Consider the following 17,937-nt stretch of genomic DNA (forward strand, 5'->3'; position numbering starts at 1 on the left):
CCCCCAATTAAAGATACCCCCATTATTCCCGCCATAATTCCCATACCTAACTTCTTTTTCAATTCCATATTTACTCCTCCTTAAGCTTTTTCCCCCTTTTTCAGGGATGTTATTTTTGAACGGCTATTAAGTTGTAGTTTTATAACCGATTCGAACTGGATAAATAGGCTAAATGATATTGTTCCTTCGCTTTCTTCTTTACTTCCAATTCCCCTTAGGGTCTGCCAAATGGTAAAACCTGCATTGCAGAATAACAACACCCCCGGTAAGGAGTAAAGCGCTAGTCTCACGTGAATTGACAAAGTGACCGATATAACCGATATAGGGAATTGTAACCCCTGTATAGATACCCACCATATATTGGGGAATCCGGTGCATTGTTGTGATCGCCCTTTGTTATGTATTGCGTCCCCGCCCCTTAACAATCCGATGGGTAATCAGGATTCCGTCACTTGTTTTATAAGTAACGACCTCCCCTTTTTTAACATGGGTTTGTACACTAACCGGCTTTTCTCTTCAATAATTTGCCACCTTCACGTTTTAAAAGTTTTTGAGTTTGTTACCCCCTATGCCGGGCCGCCCCCGGCACAGAAGGCATATCCTGACATGTAATCTAACCTACTGCCAGACCTCAATCATTGCATCGGCATTCGCTTTCAAACTGTTATACGCTTTCGCGGAGATCACATTCGTATTTTTTTGATGATCCAACAGCACTTTAAAACCAATCATTTGTTTGACAACCTTATCCGCAGATCCTGATTTTTCAAATTGGTCAACGCCCGCCAAATGAAGTTTCAAAGCTTGCGCTGCACCTGCTTTAAAGGCTCCCTCTTTGGCAAAGCTATCAATAATAGAACTTAGACCGGTTGCGCTAATATTGCTTGCCAAAAGATTCGTATCGGTAATACTTTGATTAGGATCTGTCTCTGAAGTAGCCGTAAAGGCAAGGGTGGCCGGGGCAGTCTTGCCCTTCGGAATTTTCACGTATACCGGTACATTGACGGTTGCTCCAGGCTCCACAGCCACTACGTTTTTATCAAGTTGAACTGTCCAATCATTACCTGCATAGGCGTTGACACGAATAAGATCCTTTGCCTCGCCGGTGTTAGTGACTTTAAAATTATATACTGCCACTTTGTCCTGGACGGCAGGCTTTATAGTTCCAGCGCTTACATTTACCCCGCGTTTATAGGCACCTGCACCATCTGTGTTACGGATGGCAACTTGATAACGAACTACGCCATCATTGTCTTTATGATTCCCTAAAATATAGAAATGAAGTTTGTTGTATGGATCGTTATACTCACTGACAATAGTATCTTTATCAATTGAACCATCGAACTTTCCTGCAACTAAACTTGCCCCACTCCCAGCTTTAAATAAAGCATCAAGAGTTTGACGGGGGTCCCCTTTGCCAACCATTGCTGTTGTGCCGTCAGGTCTTGTAAAATCTTTCAGATTGATATCCTCAGGATGTGAATCAACTACCCAAATATTCGGAGCAGTCTCCGCATTTTTTGTCTTGGCTATCAATACACCGGAGTCTGCTGCAAAGGAATCCGTGCCAAATCGGTCTACAACTTCAAGGGTATAGTTATCGTACAATCTATTGTTTAGAATATCATTACGCCAGTCACCGGCAAGGTAATCTGTAGGTGTTAAATCTTTCATGCTGATGTTGATACCGTAGAGTCCGGTCCGGCCAAATTCACTGCCAATTGGTGCTTGACGCGCGATAATATCTGCAAATACTGGTCCAGATTCTTTTAATTCATCACGGTTTATCTGCAAGACTTCATCTTCTTCAATAAATCCCTGCTTCATCTTATTACGAAGCATATGCGCTGCTGGTAAAGACGCACCAAGAGTAGAAGGAATCATCCAGCGAGTATGTGTTCCACCGGGACCATTAAATGATCCACGGCTCATTGTTTCCCAATAACCCGAATAGGTTCTAGGGTCAAGAGCTGCATTATTATAGTTGTCGCCAAGGCCCCGGATATGACCAAATTCGTGAGCAAATGTGCCCATTCCATCACTTTCACCTTGAGTAGAAACACGAATCCTTTTCCCATTAATCGTTGCACTAGATGCAGCCGACCATATCGTTTTAGCTGCATAATAAGAAGTCCATGGTACATAACGAGTTTTTGCCCAGTTTGGCATGTTTTCAAATCCAGGTAAATCCGGTGGACCAAATGCATCAGGCACCGATTCTGGATTCAGGAACATCATTTCGCCGAGTTCCTGCCATACAGTTGACTCATCATAGCCGGCATGAACGATGAATGCAAAGTCATATTCTTCTCCCAAAGCGGCTATATCGGCGGCAGCGGCATTTATGCCATCCTGAAAAAGGTTTCCGCTTGTATAGTTACTTGGGAGTGTATTAGAGTTATGACTGCTTTCTAGCCCATATTGAAATTCATTTTTATCCAAACGGTATGGACCAAATGATTCAAGGGTTACGCCCCATTTTCCATTAGAGTTTTCTTTCCAAAAGCTATCTATTGTCTGGTAGTTGTTGAGTTTGCTAGGAACATTCAAGAAATTTTTCCACCACTCCCCTAGTTCTTCACGAGGAACAGCAGCCACTTGTGGGTTACCGACAAGTTCTGAGCCCTTAGGTTTTGTCAAGATAAAATCCTGATCCGGAAAGTCGACCAAAATCAAGGCCCCTTTAAGTTCTGTTTCCGGTTTAATATCGGTGTTATTCCAGTCAATACCCGGAATTGGATTATAATCATTCCACATCATATCCTCCGGATTCACCCATGACTGTGGGTCCACTGGGTCTGGCATTTTATCCAGCCCTGGCTCCACAGCAAAAGCGGCTGTTGAAGACATTGCAAGCAATATTGTGGTCGTTATTACTGTAATCTTATTTCTAAGTTTCAAATAAATTCTCCTCCTAAAATGGCCTACTTTATATGTAGGCTTATCTTTTCAAAGATTACCTGATGATGAACTCATGTCGTTCGTGTTATTAGCCCATTAATCGCCTCCTATTCACAACTTAAGGACATACTTGGTTATCTACCCCATCAAAGTCAGAAACCATAATCATTAATCGGACAATCACATGCAAAAGAAGCCATAATACTAATTTGGAAAGTTAAAAGAGAAGAATCTTGTAATGGAAGTTTTGTGTTGTGGAAAAATTTATGAGTTCTAAAAAAATATTCATAGATTCTCTGAATGGGGTAGTGTTAATTATAAGTATCTCACAATTAACAGAATATTAAAACTATTAAAATACTTTTACCAAAAAGCGTTTAATAAAAATGGGTTAAAAATGATAGTTAACTATCCATGTATTATAGAAGTGTTTTTTTATGAAGATCTCTTTCCTTAATAAGCCTAGGTGTAAGCTTACTGTTTATTACCTGTTATATTTCAAATGAATGTAATAATAAAAACTTGCTTAGGTAATGCATGTTGGCATGTGTATCGCACTTTTAGTCACAACCAAGATATAGGGGGAAAATCGAATTATTTAGAAGGAAGTCCAGATAGATAGATTGGTGCTTAACTTTTTACATAAATGAGGAACAGATATTTATCATTGTGATTTTCTTTGAGGAGCCTTAAGATTTCCAAGTGAGTTTGAGTGTTTCTTAATCATTTATATTTTATTACTTTATTGCCTGTTCATTATTTCCCTCAACTCTCAACCCCATTTTGTTGATGCATAAAAATGGTAAACTCTCTTAGAGTAACTATATATGTATAAACAACGAAAATCCCTATAACGTTTATAGAGTGGCCTTATGGGATGGAAGATTTTAAAAAAAGCATGAAGCACATGATAAAACCGAATGGGGCCGTCTAAGTCCTTTTCGAGTAAAATAATGGAAAAGTGAGGAGGTGGAAATGTTGTTAAACGTTTCTACCTCCTCACTTTTTGTTCAATTTGGGCTAAATCACCCCTCAGCCTAATTTTACTGATTATTCAGTTTTATAGTGATGAAAAAGCTCAAAACTACCCCTTATGATATGATTTCTTTATTTGACTCCATTGTAAATTTATCTTTTGTTTTCCCTTTCATGCTGTTAGCAACTAGCACGCAAATCATACTGAAGATAAATAAACCAAGAAAGAAAATCCATGCAACACGGTAGCTTTCAGTGAGATCATAGATTAAGCCGGAAACAATGACACCTAAGGAACCTGCTGCAACAAAGAAGACTTGTACGACTCCAAAAATTGCTCCGAAATCCTTGTTACCAAAAATATCGTTTGTCATGAATGGAGGTCCTAATGTCGAGATAACGACACTGAATCCAAAAGCAATCGCAAATAAGTACGCGAAAGCAGGGCCTTTTGCCAACAGGAGGGATAACATAGCAATAGTCATACATATCCCTACATAGATAGCTCCTCCAGCGGTACCGAACTTATCCAATACAGTACCTAAAATCAATTTCCCCACTGTGTTTGCGAGGGAAAGCAGGCCAAAAATCGTACCGGCAAAGATGGCGGGATGACCAATATCTATTAAATAAGCGGGAATATGCATCTGTACACCCCCTGCTACCAATGCAAAACAAACGATTCCTAGTACAAAAATCCAAAACATTACTGTCTTCTTGGCTTCGCCCATCATTAAGCCGCTCTTCGCTGTCTCTATATTCTCAGTTGCCTCCATTTTATCAGCACCAAGTGGGGCTAGTCCTTTTTCGGAAGGACTTTTCTTGGCAAATAGTAAAACAAACGGCAATGTTAAGACAATGAGAAGTATTCCCGCTATAACATAAGCCGTTCTCCATCCGTAGTTTGTGATGATGGTAGTTAGTACAGGACTAAGCACAGCAGCGCCTATTCCTGATCCAGCAAAGGCAAAACCCATGGCCTTTCCCTTTTTCTCATAAAACCAGTTCGTTACCATAATGGAAATGGGTATATTCGAAAAACCCGCGACACAGATACCTATCATAAACCCAACAATACAAAAGTATAGAGCCGAATTGGCTAATGAGTATGACATGAATCCCAAGCCCGCCACCACTACACAAATGGACATGATCAATCTCATATTTCCCTTAGCCAGTAGCTTTCCCATAAATGGAGAAGCTACTGCCACGCCAAGACCAGCTATGGAAAGAGCAATTGAAAAAGTGGTTCTGCTTATTCCTAAATCTTCAGTAACAGAAACCATAAATAGGCTGTGTAAAGAATTTATTATAGAGTAAGCGGCAAACATTATAAAGAACCCACATAATACAACATACCAACCATAGAATACGCCTTTAGTTCCTTGCTCCATACATAACCGCCTTTCTCCAACTACTTCAATTTACCTTCGAAGATTAACCGATATCAATATAACAAGTTTTCTCACGGGTGAATTCCATAATAGAATCCACACCGTATCCACTACTTTTTTGTCCACCGAAAGGCAACTCAGGACCTACTGTCCGGTATGTGTTGACCCAGACATTTCCGGACTCTAATTTCCGAATCATTCGGTGTGCCCGGTTCAAGTTCGTCGTCCAAACGCCTGCTCCTAAACCAAATTCAGTATCATTAGCCATAGCAATCGCTTCATCTTCCGTATCAAAAGGGATGACGGTCGCCACCGGACCGAATATTTCCTCCTGGCAAATTCGAAGGGAGTTACTATCCACCCTGATTAATGTAGGCTCAACCCAGTAACCTTCCGCTAAATGTGGCTGATTTGGCAATAGGTCCTTTCCTCCATGGCGACCGCCGATGATAATTTCTCTACCTTCTTTTTTACCTAATTCTATATACGAGCACACTTTTTCATATTGTGTGGCATTAGCAATTGGCCCCATTGCGCTTTCAGGATGCATCGGATCTCCTAGTTGGATATACTCGGTGATCACTTCTTTCATTTTGGTAACCATCTTTTCAATAATCGATCTTTGAATAAGGATCCTGGATCCACCTACACATATTTGGCCTGCATTCCCAGTGAAAATCCCATTGAGTGTAACCCCTTGTGCAGCTTTTTCAAGATCAGCATCTTCAAAGACGATGTTTGCTGATTTCCCACCAAGTTCAAACGTCATGGGCTTTGGATTTTTAGCCGTTGATTGGGCAATTGCCCTGGCCGTTGCCCCAGATCCAGTTAGGCTGACTCTATTCACGTTAGGATGACTGACCAATGTATTTCCTACTTCCACTCCATCCCCTGAAACAACATTCAGAGTACCAGGCGGAAGAACCTCATTAATTAATTCACCGTACCTTAATGACGCGACAGAGGCCAGTTCAGATGGTTTGATTATGACGGTATTCCCCGCAGCAAGGGCATAAGCTGCTTTAACGGTAAAAGTAAAAAGAGGTGAGTTCCATGGAAGTATTCCTACAACTACCCCATAAGGTTCCCGTAATGTATATCCAACACTCGATGAGCCCAACTGTACGGTATCTCCCTTACTTCCTACAGCTGTCGCTCCTGCTGCATCGTACCAGTAACTTGCTAAACTCGGAATGAGTCCGTAACTCGTTTCCCTAATGACCCACCCATTATCTCTAGTCTCTAACTCCGATAGTTCTTCGCCATGTTGGACAATCAGATCACCAATTTTCCTCAAATAGTTTGCCCGCTCCATAGCTGGTAGGGTAGACCAGCCCTCAAAAGCACTCCTCGCTGTCCTTACTGCCGATTTGGCATCTTCGACTGTACTGTTAGGAATAGTGGCCCAAACCTTTCCCGTAGATGGATTGATACTTTCTATTTGTCTTCCGGAAGAAGATTGAATTAAATTCCCGTTGATCATATTTTGAAAATCCCTAATTTCATTTGCTATTTTCAAAGTTCAACTCCGCCTTTCAAAATGAGTATATATTTCAAACAGGCATGATTACCGCACTTTCGTCATACCATCCTAATGCTGTTGCGGCTTGTTTATAAAACTGATCTGTTCGGCCTAAATAATTCTCATAGAATCGGGCCCGCTTTACAAATAGCTGGCAATCCATTTCTTCTGTAAAACCAATTCCTCCATGAATTTGAATATTATCAGCGGAGATACGGGTAAAGGCATCCGTAGCAAAGATTCTTGCGCAAGCAATGGCCTGAACACGATCGGATGCATGACTTTCCAATGCCCAATTCGCATAATATGCCAAAGATCTTGCCGTTTCCAAGTCTGTCTTCATATCTACTATTCTGTGTTTGATCGCCTGGAATCTTCCAATGGGTTGGCCAAACTGTTCACGAATTTTTGCGTACTCGGTAGCCATCTCCACTACTTTCTCCATAGCTCCCACTATTACAGCTGAAAGTGAAGCATTGAAGGAAAGTAAACCCTCTTGGAGAACATCCCAGCCTTTGTGAAGAGTTCCGAGGATTTGATTTCTTGGAATTTTAACGTTACTAAATGTAAGCTTTCCTAAGCTGCGCGTCTCATCCATGTTTTTTTGGTTTTGAATAGTCAGATTGGGATCGGTACGATTGACAATAACTAACGAAATCCCTTCTGTACCTTTTCCTATATCTGTGCGGACCGTTACGATAAAATGATCGGCTAACTCGGCATCTGGAACAAGCGATTTTACCCCATTTAATATCACTTGGTCATTTTCTACTTTTCCAGATAGATTAATTCCAGAAGGACCATAACTTCCGCCCCTCTCTAACCATGCAAGAGAAAATGATTGAGTCCCATTCGCTATATTGGGTAGATAGTTTTCTTTTTGTTCTTCCGTACCGAACTTTTCTAATAAGGGGACAGCTAATGCACTCGTTTCTAAATAAAGTCCTGGTACTAATGAACGACCGGATTCTTCAAGAACAGGTATTAAATCCAAAGGTCCTAATCCCATTCCTTCATATTCTTCTGATATATTAATACTAGTACAGCCTAATTCGGCCATTCCTCTTTGCAGGGCTAGTAATGATTCTGTATCACCCTTGATAAAATCACGAGCTGCCTTTGTTTGACCTGCATCATCTAAATACTTTCGGACATACCCCCGAAACATCTCTTGTTCTTGATTTAAAGAAAAATCCATTTTTCATCACCCTATTTAGACTTAGCGTCCCATATCCTTCGGTAAGCCTAGAATTCTTTCAGCAATTGTATTCTTTTGTATTTCACTCGTCCCTCCACCAATTGTCTGGCCGAATGAATAGAGATAATTATCTTGCCAATATGACTGACCTGAAATGGCATCTTCTTTCCATAGAACTCCCTGATGACCTTGCAGGGATATTGATTCAGAAAGTAAGTCCTTTGTGAGTTCACTTACTAATAATTTATCCATGGAACCCTCGGCTCCTGGATAACCATTTTTTATTGTTTTCGTTAAATTCCGATAATAATTTAAAAGAGAACCACGGGAACGAGTATATAAATCTATCATCGTTTTTCTAACAAGTGGATCGGCCATTAACGGCTTGTCATCCTCTTTCCATTCTTTTGTCAATGATACGAGGTCATTGAATTGCTGTTCCAATGTGAAAACCTGTGCTCCTATACCCGTTCTCTCATGCATAAGGAGAGCAATTGAAACCTTCCATCCTTCATCCACTTCTCCAACAATTTCAGCATCATATGCAATCGCGTCATTTAAATACACTTCATTAAAATCATGTTGCCCATCCATTTGAATGATAGGTCGGGTTTCCACTCCTGGCTGTTTCATGTCCAAGAGGAACACCGTAATCCCTTTATGTTTCTTATCAAAACGATTTGTTCTAGCAAGTAAAAAGCAGCGATCCGCTAGATGCCCAAAACTTGTCCATACCTTTTGACCATTAATGATCCAACGGTCTCCATCTTTTACTGCACTCGTTTGGATGGCGGATAAATCTGATCCAGCGTTAGGCTCGGAATACCCTTGGCACCACACTTCTTCACCTGTGAGGATTTTTTGAATATACTTTGTTTTTTGTTCTTCCGTACCTATTTGCATAAGTGTTGGTGCAACCATATGTAGTCCAACATAATTCACCAAAGGAGGTGCTTTAACACGAACCATTTCCTGATGATAAACAATTTCCTCCATCAACGTAGCTTCCCGGCCACCATACTTTTTCGGCCAAGCAATTCCCGCCCAGCCCCCTTCGTATAACTTCCTTTGCCAATCTCTTAAAAAAGCGGCATATTCACCTTCATCCTTAGAAACCTGGCTAGATCCATCTAACCAACCTTCAGGTAAATTTTGTTCAAGCCACATTCTTAATTCATGTCGGAATTCTTCTTCCTTTGCTGAAAACGAAAAGTCCATTGTTTCTTTCCCCCTTTTTTACCAGTCTAAATTGAATGATCTATACTTGAATCCATTGTGGCAAAGAATGTTCTTCCGTCATTTTCTCCCAAGTCATCTTGACCTGCATTCCGATATGAACATCATCGGTAGAACACTGCAGAATATTCCCGATTAATTTGACATCAGGCAATTTATCTAATTCGACAATTGCAATGATGAGTGGTAAATCATCTTGGAATCCTGGCAGAAATGGACGATAGGAAATGATATACGAATAAACTTTCCCGTTTATGTCACTACCTTGACTTTCCCAACTTAGTTCCGTACTTCCGCATTTTGCACAACTTGGTCCAGGAGGATGCGAATATTCCTGACAGCTATTACACTTTTGTAGAATCAGTTCATGACGATCTGCCCCATCCCAATATGGGGTATTATCTTGGGTTTTTACCGGAATTGGTTTTTGATATTCCATCTTTTTCCCTCCTAGTTTCTAAGAATCATAGCTCCTGCGATATCAGGACCAGCCCAGCCAGTACATATACCTATTTCACAATTTTCCACCTGGCGATCTGTCCCTTTATATTCATGTCGGACTTGTCGAACAATTTCCAATACGTTATTCATCCCATGTGTATAGCCTTCTGATAACATTCCTCCAGCAGTATTCGATGGTAATTTCCCACCCATCCGTAAGTTTCCTTCGGCTACAAAATCCCCTACTTCGCCTCGTGGCGCGAATCCATAAGCCTCTAATTGACGTAGCACCACCCAGCTATAACAGTCATAAATGGACGCAACCTGAATATCTTCGGGTTTAACCCCTGCCATTTTATATACTTCAGGTGCAACATAGTCAGAAGCGACTTCATCTAAATTGTTCCAATAATGGGCATGTGACACACATTGCCTTGCAGATAAGCCCATGATGTAGACTGGTTTAGATTTACCATTTTTAGCTCGCTCTGCTGAAGTGACGATGATTGCATTTGCTTCATCTGACTCCATGCAGAAATCGTGCTTATTGAATGGATAACTTAAATATGGTGTATTTTTATATTCTTCCATCGTTAACGGTTTCCCGTAAAAATATGCTTTTGGATTTCTTTGGGCATGCTCATAAAAGCTCGTGCAGACATGTCCAAGATGCTCCTGGGTCAACCCGGTTTCATGCATATGGCGAGTCGCAAAAAGTCCGAACCACTGTGATGGGCTACCCGCTCCGTAAGGAATGATAAAGCTCCCACCTTCAATGGCCGATTGGAGCAGATTCACATCCCAACCTCCCCCGCCCATTCGGACGCCAGATCTCCCATTCATAGAGCGGTAGATTAATACCGTATTTAATTGCCCTGTTTCAATTAGACCAACAGCATCAGCAATTAACATCTCCGTGCTGCTTCCTCCACCCATAATATCGTTTACATATTTCGGACGAACGCCTAAATACGTGGCTAACTGATGTGAAGTGCAAGAATCATGTTCGGAATAACTCATGAAACCATCAATATCTTTCGCTTGAAGACCAGCATCATTCAATGCTGCCCGTGCTGCATCCAATGCCAAATGAAGGGGCGTTGTTCCAGAATTCTTGGATCGTTCACTCTCCCCAACTCCGACAATGGCGTAGCGATCTTTTATACTTCCCATAAAAAAGCCTCCCTTTTGATTTCTAAAGCAACCCCCTATTGAAATTGCAAGACGACTTGCCCTGATCCTACAACATGCTCTGGTTCTTTTTCTGCAATAAGATCCAGTTTGACAAAGCGTTTTCCCTCTTTCTCATACACATTTTTCACAAATGCTGAACAGGTAATTTGGTCTCCGGGTACAGTGATAGCACCGAATCTCATTTTAAAGTTCGTTGGCATAGCGGTATCCCCAGCCAATTTCATTACATATTCCCCTAGAAAGCCCATGACCAGCATTCCGTGAGCAATCACCCCTTGCATTCCTACTTTTTTGGCAAAGTCATCATCTGTATGGAGCGGATTGAAGTCCCCTGAAGCACCTGCATATTTGACTAATTGAACTTTTGTTACACTTGGCTTGGTAAGTGACTTGAGTCTTTGTCCTTCTTGTAAGCCTTCATAATTCAACATTTCCCTTTACTCCTCTCATTGGAAGTCTTCCTTTTGCTCCAATCGACTATTTATAAGCAATTATTCCCTACTTAAACTGTAGATGATTTAGCTTTTAAGGGCCTATAGATAATATTCGTACGGCTTATCACAACCAATTTACCCGTTTCATCTCTGATTTCCGTATCGAGAACCACGAACTGCATAGGCCCTTTTTTTCCTTCACGTTCATACACATCAGAGACCTTCATCTGGCAATATAGTGTATCCCCCGGACGAATTGGGCGTTCATAGATGAATTCCTGCTCACCATGCAGCATTCTTCTTTGATCGAGCTTTAGATCCAAGTTTTCTCCACTATCTTGCCCTATTGCTATAGGGAAAGTGGGAGGAGCAATAATGCCTCCATATATTGTTTTTGCAGCATACTCTTCATCGATATATAAAAGATTAAAATCACCGATTGCTTCTGCAAATTGCCGTATATGCCTTTTTTCGACTTCAAATACAAATTGATTTCCAGTTAAACCCTTTAAATAATCCAACTCCATAGTTTGCTACCCCCTAATCGTTGTTTTCACTTCAGATTCGTTACCGATAACAAGCATCGCATCCGCTGCTTTAATTCCATCTCGATAAACAATTAGAGGATTTATATCCAGCTCTTTGATGGAATCTTTATAATCAGTGACCAAGGCTGAAACCTTTAGTAACACATCAATAATAGATTCGATATGAACCGGATCTTTTCCCCGCGTTCCTTTAAGGATGGCTTTTCCCTTGATCTCTTCAATCATTTCATGAGCATCTTTTCTCGAAATTGGCGCAACCCTAAGTGACACATCTTTGAAGACCTCTACAAATATCCCTCCCAGACCAAACATGATAACAGGTCCAAAAACCGGATCATTATTAGCCCCTATAATTACTTCCACACCTTCGGGGAGCATTTCCTGTACGGAAATTCCATTGATTATAGCGTCTGGTTTATACTTCAGTGCATTACGGGTTATTTCAGTGAAAGCTTTTACGACTTCTTGTTCGTCTTTCACATTCAATCGAATGGCATCTGCTTCTGTTTTATGTGGAATATCGGGGGAATCCACTTTTAAAACGACTGGGTACCCCATTTTTGTTGCAAAGTTTGATGCTTCTTCAGCTGTTGTAGCTAAAGATCTCTTTGTAGTTGGAATTTGATAATGATCCAATATAGCGCTTGCTTCTGATTCACTCAGTGTCTTGCCAGCAGGCAATAGTTTTTCTATATCTTGCTTCTCTATCAACTTAGGAATTTCAAGTTGTTCAAATGCATGTAACTCCTTATTTTTTCGATAATATTCACTGTATTCGACTAATTTAGCAAATCCTCTGATTGGATTTAAATTACCCGGTACAACAGGAATTCCATTTTTAACAAGCTCTGCTGTGCCTTGAGGAATGGACATGCCTACCAATGGGAAAGAGGTAATGAATATGAATTTGTCGGAAGCTTTACAAAGACCTATAAACTCTTTTAACAAAGGATGATCAGCATCCCAATAATTAGGAAACTCAGTGAAAATAATATTATCTACTTCAGGATCTTCAATAAGAGCCCTTAATGGAGCGATAAATAATTCTGGATTGGATACAGAGGCAGCAGCTGTTAAATCAACTGGGTTGGAAGCGCTTGCATAAGTAGGAATATTAAGCATGATTTTTTCCTTTGTTTTTTCACTTAGAGGAATGATGGTAAGACCATTTGCTTCACAACGGTCTGCTTCATTAATGCCTCTTCCTCCAGAACTTGTGATGATTACTGTATTTCTTCCTTTAGGCAACTTATTGGAAAGAAATAACTTTGAAAAAGAGATGATATCTTCATAATCATCAGCTCTGACAATACCGGATTGCGTAAAGAATGCATCATAAACATGATCCGAACCAGCGAGTGAACCAGTGTGAGAAGCAGCAGCTCTACTTCCTGCTATACTTCTGCCTGTTTTCATGACAATGATTGGTTTATTTTTGTCCAGTGCGTCTTTAGCCAAAATTCTTAGCTTTTCTGGATTTTTAGATCCTTCCAAGTAACCACTTATTACGCTTATTTCTGGATCATGGATCATATATTCTACGATATCTGCAAACTCGGTTTCCATTTCATTTCCGACACTCACAAAGTAGTTAAAACTTAGTTCATTCTGTGCAGCAGCCATGTATGTTAATACACCAAATGCCCCACTTTGCGAGACATACCCCACACCTTGTTGGCCATCCAACGGAACTGATAATATCGCAGGTGAAAACGTCCCGATTAATCCATTAGACAAATTAACTAACCCAACGCAGTTGGGACCGACTATTCGAATACCATTCTTTTTGGCAATCTCTGTGAGCACCTTCTGCTTTTCAATGCCTTCCTGTCCAGTTTCAGAAAAGCCCGCAGAAAAAATGATGGCCGCTTTAACATTCTTTTTTGCACATTCTTCTAACCCTTGCTGTACTTGTTCGGCATTTAAACAAAATATGGCCAAGTCAATATCGTTTGGTACATCCAATAAGGAAGGGTAACATTTTAATCCTTCAATCTCCTTCGCTTTGCGATTGATTGGATAAATCTCTCCGATAAATTCCCCATCCAAAAGTGTCTTCACTTGTAGATTACCAATCTTATATTTATTCGCAGATGCACCTAGTATGGCTACAGACCTAGGATTAAATAAAGGATCAAGCGATTGATTTGAAAGATCTATTTGATTTTCATTTGTCATACATTCTCCCCCAACCTCGTAATGTATAAATCATTTCTCTGTTTTCATCTTACATGTAGAGAAAAAAAGATAAGAAAATTAACTATCGCTAAATTCATATAAACATTAGGAGGTTAATTCATGTAAAACCTTTCATTTAACCTTGATGCAGCAAGGGATACAAGGAGACACTAAAAAAATTACGTTCTATATAACCCCGACTATGGGTGGGGATAGCCCCGACATCTGAACAAGATAAACGCTTAACTTTTTAGTTTGAAATAAAAAAGGAAACCCCGTTTAAGGATTTCCTATATAAACTCTATTAAATTTTTTCTACTGTTCCTTGGTGATACTTGAATTCGTACCTTTTCTTAGTTCAATAGGAAACCACTTAAAACCATAAGAATATTAAAAATAAAGTGCCAAAGAATCGAAGGAATCACACTTCTGCCTTTGATAGTAATCCCTCCATAAAACATTCCTCCAATTGAAAAGGCAATGCAAGTAACCCATGGAATTCCAAGTGAATAATGTTGCAATCCAAAACCCAAACTTGTTAGTACGACCGCCCATTTTTCACCTAATAGTTCTGAGAACCGATTCAGCAGATTACCTCTCCAAATAAGTTCCTCTAATACAGCATTTGTTATTGAAAATATGATGGTGAGTAGCCACATTTCTTTGATGGCGAACCAACCATTTTGAATAATGAAAGGTGTAAAGACAATAGTATTAACGATTAATGCTATGAATAGAAAAAACTTAACACTCGTTCGGTGAAAACCGGACCATATAAATGGAAAGTAAATCAGTTCATTCCATTGTGGTTTTTTCAAATATGCTATAAATGGAGACTTGGAAAAGAAAGATAAAATGAATAAGGGGACCAAAATTAGAATTAATGATACTCTACTGAAAAGTATGCGTAATTCCTTTGTTTCAAACTGTACCGTCCAATGAGTAATTGCATATAAATAAGCGGAAAATCCAACTCCAAATAGAATACTTGTGATAATAAACGATTTCATGGATTTATCGAAGGTTATAAAAATAAAAATAGACGTAATTAGCCATATACCAATAAGTAAATAATTGTTTAGTTGTAACGATATGATAAGGGATACAAATATAAATAATGAAGCGATATGTTTAAATACATATGACAATATGAAACATTCACCCCTCCGAAAACAGTAGTTGCATTAGGGCCAAATCCCTCCTGCTTACTTCGGGGGCTATAGTCCAATTCCTTCCCTTTTATTAGAGTGTAGTGTAGGAATTGGACTCTTTGGCTCAATGGAATTTAATGAGCGGAATTCGGCGTTATAACCACTATGTATGATGAACCGTTTCATGTTTTTCCAACCATTTAAGCATTTTCATGCGAATTTTTTTTGATGGGACTTTAATTCCCCTCTCAATATTACTAACGTAAGGAGCAGAAATTTCTAGTTCTTCTGCCAATTGATATAGTGTAAGATTGAGCATTTTTCTAGTGTTTCTTATTTGCTTACCAATTTGTACATTCTTTTGGTTAGAATGTTTTTGTTCCGAATCATCAATAGTCTTTTTTTTCTCAATTGAACGATATTGTTCCATAATAATCTCCGGAGGTTCTATTAAAATCATGGAATTCAACCAAATATTCGCCCATCCTTTAAAATCCGCAATAGACTCGTCCCACTTTTCATAATGCCATGATGCAATTACTCCATCATCAAGTAACTTATCCAAAGCCTTTTCAAAACGTTCTCTTGTACGCGATGGAGTTCGAATATTCAACTCTTCCCCAATAGATTCCAAGAGCGTACTTGTTTTATTTGGCTGTAAAAAGGTTCCTTTTCTTGCTTGTGTCCTCCAACGCCAGCTTAAATATCTAGTAAGTCGTTTCTCCCACAGTTGTTTATAAGGGTTATATTGCAGGGCTTTAATTGAAAGAAGTGCAACCTGCCTGCCAGATCCATTCAAGAACTTCGCGAAAACCCGATCAATTGTAAAGGTAATCTTTTTCTTACATGTTTCCTCCGAAATGGAGTATTCTTCCCCCTTACGGTCGATAAAAATAAATGTCCGTCCTTGCAACCTTGTATGAACTGGTTTACCTTTTTCGTAGACGATCGCTTTTTGGATATTAATCCATATGCTTTGAATATTTGTAAGCGATTTCAAAACTTGTTCTCGTTGTTTCGCTTCATATCCCCCTCTTCGCCCATCTCCACCAAGTTTAGGTTTTAAGCCTCTTATGGATAGTAAATCACTCAGGTGAATTTCTATAATTTCTTCATTGTTTCTCGCCTTGGATAAAAACAGGCTGCAAAGGGCATCGAATACATCCACATCCGCATCCGACAATGATTGTACTCTGTTCCATGCTTCGTCGGCTATACTCTGTTCCACATTTAGAGAGTGGTTGAATATAGGGATAATTTGTATAAATCCTTCTGTGTTTCCACGTAGAATAGGTGTTGATGGCCATGGAGCATTTCCGATTTTTTGAAAGTTCTTTTTATAAATGGCGTCTCTGACAGATTGGTACGGAGCACTATTCATTACCAGTAAATGGTCTTGGATAGTAAAGCTTGAAGAAAAATCCCTGATATTTGTTAATAATAAATCGGGTGTTCGAAAACCATCTTTCTTAATACAAAGAAGCTCTTCTATTTTTTTTACAGAACAAGATTCCAGATTGAAATGAATGATGATTAATTTAACCCATTCTTGTACATAGCCATTTACGATATCAATTAATTTCAATACAAAATCGGCGTCCTTAGCGAATTTATTCGTAAGTTGTTGATAGAATAATTTATTCAGTTCATCATTATCCAGTCTTGCCAAATGATTATTGCCTAACAAATCGACAATTTCCTCAATAATCCAATCTTTTATCTGATTCCTAAACCAACTATAAAAATTGACCCAAACAGTCTCCTTAGCCAAAAAGGTATCTGTTTTTAATTTGTTTTCCATTTGATAAATGGAATCTTCAATTAATTGTTTATCATTAAAAACAGCCTCGCTTTTTGAAGACATCTTTTCATATCTGCTTATAAGGTAAAACACAACATTCTGTGCTATTTGTGAAACGGTTTCATTTCGTGCTGTAATCCTTAGTTTAAAAAACAACTCTTCATTTTTTTTGTATGCCTCTTCCCAAATAACAAAAGATGTACTAAAACCTTCTTTAAATGTTTGAAAACCTGTCCGGCCTTTAGCCTTATGAATGTGATACATTTTATGAAAATCATTATATTGGTTGTTTGATTCATAGATGCAAAGCACCAAAAAGTTATTTATTTTGTTTGACCAGGGAAGAGTTGGCATGTTACCACTCGACTGGCTATTTGGTCTTTTTGTTTCGTTTTGCTTACCATCTATATTTTTTTGCATGAATACCTCCCCATTGAAATACGTAACCGCTCAAGATTTACTATTAAGATATAAAAAAAATGAGATGTATAACATGGAGTTAATGAAAGAGCAGGTAATAGCCATCCTATTACATATATTCAATAAGCATTAACTTTACCCTTCTTTTGAACTAGAGTAATTAAAATTTTCTTGCCTGATTGCTTATATAAGAAAACGGATCAAAATAAAAACTCCTCAATTTAGAGGAGTTCATTCTTGTGAGAATTCTTTTAATCTAGGTAAAATAGGCACCAATATTTCATTTGCTATGTAATCCGTTTCTAAACCGATAAACTGTTTTCCGTCCAATTCAACAGATCGGGCATACTCGGGATTGTTACAGAATATGAACGAGATAATTCCATTTTCTTCAGTCATGTCAACATATTTGAATGAAATATGATTTTGGGTCAAACAGCTTTCAAATGCAATACATAATTCGTCTAGGTTCGAATGGTCAATCGCTGAAAATTTCATTTTTAACATCTCCTCTGAATACAGGATAGCAAAATATTAGTTAGAT

The 17,937-nt window shown here is 39.1% G+C and carries 13 protein-coding genes; all 13 read right to left on the reverse strand.

Going from position 1 to position 17,937, the window contains the following annotated elements:
* Nucleotides 1–618 precede the first annotated feature (618 nt).
* Nucleotides 619–2,901: a M6 family metalloprotease domain-containing protein gene (locus ACIQXU_RS20310; RefSeq protein WP_402992019.1), complete on the reverse strand. Its 2,283-nt coding sequence runs from the start codon at nucleotides 2,899–2,901 to the stop codon at nucleotides 619–621.
* A gap of 1,091 nt (nucleotides 2,902–3,992) precedes the next feature.
* Nucleotides 3,993–5,270 carry an MFS transporter gene (locus tag ACIQXU_RS20315; protein WP_402992021.1) on the reverse strand — a complete coding sequence of 426 codons (1,278 nt, stop codon included), beginning with the start codon at nucleotides 5,268–5,270 and terminating at the stop codon, nucleotides 3,993–3,995.
* Nucleotides 5,271–5,313: 43 nt separating this feature from the next.
* Entirely contained in the window at nucleotides 5,314–6,789 is a 1,476-nt protein-coding gene (locus tag ACIQXU_RS20320; RefSeq protein WP_402992023.1) for an aldehyde dehydrogenase family protein, read from the reverse strand.
* 34 nt (nucleotides 6,790–6,823) lie between these two features.
* Nucleotides 6,824–7,990 (reverse strand): acyl-CoA dehydrogenase family protein, encoded by a 1,167-nt coding sequence (locus tag ACIQXU_RS20325; protein WP_402872855.1) that lies wholly within the window; start codon nucleotides 7,988–7,990, stop codon nucleotides 6,824–6,826.
* Between the two features lie 21 nt (nucleotides 7,991–8,011).
* Nucleotides 8,012–9,208, reverse strand: coding sequence for an acyl-CoA dehydrogenase family protein (locus ACIQXU_RS20330; protein ID WP_402992025.1), 1,197 nt, complete (start codon nucleotides 9,206–9,208; stop codon nucleotides 8,012–8,014).
* 40 nt (nucleotides 9,209–9,248) lie between these two features.
* Nucleotides 9,249–9,665 carry a Zn-ribbon domain-containing OB-fold protein gene (locus ACIQXU_RS20335; protein WP_402992027.1) on the reverse strand — a complete coding sequence of 139 codons (417 nt, stop codon included), beginning with the start codon at nucleotides 9,663–9,665 and terminating at the stop codon, nucleotides 9,249–9,251.
* An 11-nt stretch (nucleotides 9,666–9,676) separates the two neighbouring features.
* A complete protein-coding gene (locus tag ACIQXU_RS20340) occupies nucleotides 9,677–10,840 on the reverse strand; it encodes a thiolase C-terminal domain-containing protein (RefSeq protein WP_402970346.1) in 1,164 nt (387 codons plus the stop codon).
* A gap of 35 nt (nucleotides 10,841–10,875) precedes the next feature.
* Entirely contained in the window at nucleotides 10,876–11,292 is a 417-nt protein-coding gene (locus tag ACIQXU_RS20345) for a MaoC/PaaZ C-terminal domain-containing protein (RefSeq protein WP_402872843.1), read from the reverse strand.
* Between the two features lie 71 nt (nucleotides 11,293–11,363).
* On the reverse strand, nucleotides 11,364–11,822 hold the full coding sequence (locus ACIQXU_RS20350; protein WP_402959522.1) for a MaoC family dehydratase N-terminal domain-containing protein: 459 nt from the start codon (nucleotides 11,820–11,822) through the stop codon (nucleotides 11,364–11,366).
* 6 nt (nucleotides 11,823–11,828) lie between these two features.
* Nucleotides 11,829–14,021 (reverse strand): acetate--CoA ligase family protein, encoded by a 2,193-nt coding sequence (locus ACIQXU_RS20355; protein WP_402992029.1) that lies wholly within the window; start codon nucleotides 14,019–14,021, stop codon nucleotides 11,829–11,831.
* A 353-nt stretch (nucleotides 14,022–14,374) separates the two neighbouring features.
* Entirely contained in the window at nucleotides 14,375–15,169 is a 795-nt protein-coding gene (locus ACIQXU_RS20360; RefSeq protein WP_402992031.1) for a CPBP family intramembrane glutamic endopeptidase, read from the reverse strand.
* Between the two features lie 166 nt (nucleotides 15,170–15,335).
* Nucleotides 15,336–17,393 (reverse strand): helix-turn-helix domain-containing protein, encoded by a 2,058-nt coding sequence (locus tag ACIQXU_RS20365; RefSeq protein ID WP_402992033.1) that lies wholly within the window; start codon nucleotides 17,391–17,393, stop codon nucleotides 15,336–15,338.
* Between the two features lie 231 nt (nucleotides 17,394–17,624).
* Entirely contained in the window at nucleotides 17,625–17,891 is a 267-nt protein-coding gene (locus ACIQXU_RS20370) for a hypothetical protein (protein ID WP_402992035.1), read from the reverse strand.
* Nucleotides 17,892–17,937: the final 46 nt, after the last annotated feature.

Source organism: Peribacillus sp. NPDC097284, from assembly GCF_044761765.1.
Lineage (GTDB): Bacteria > Bacillota > Bacilli > Bacillales > DSM-1321 > Peribacillus.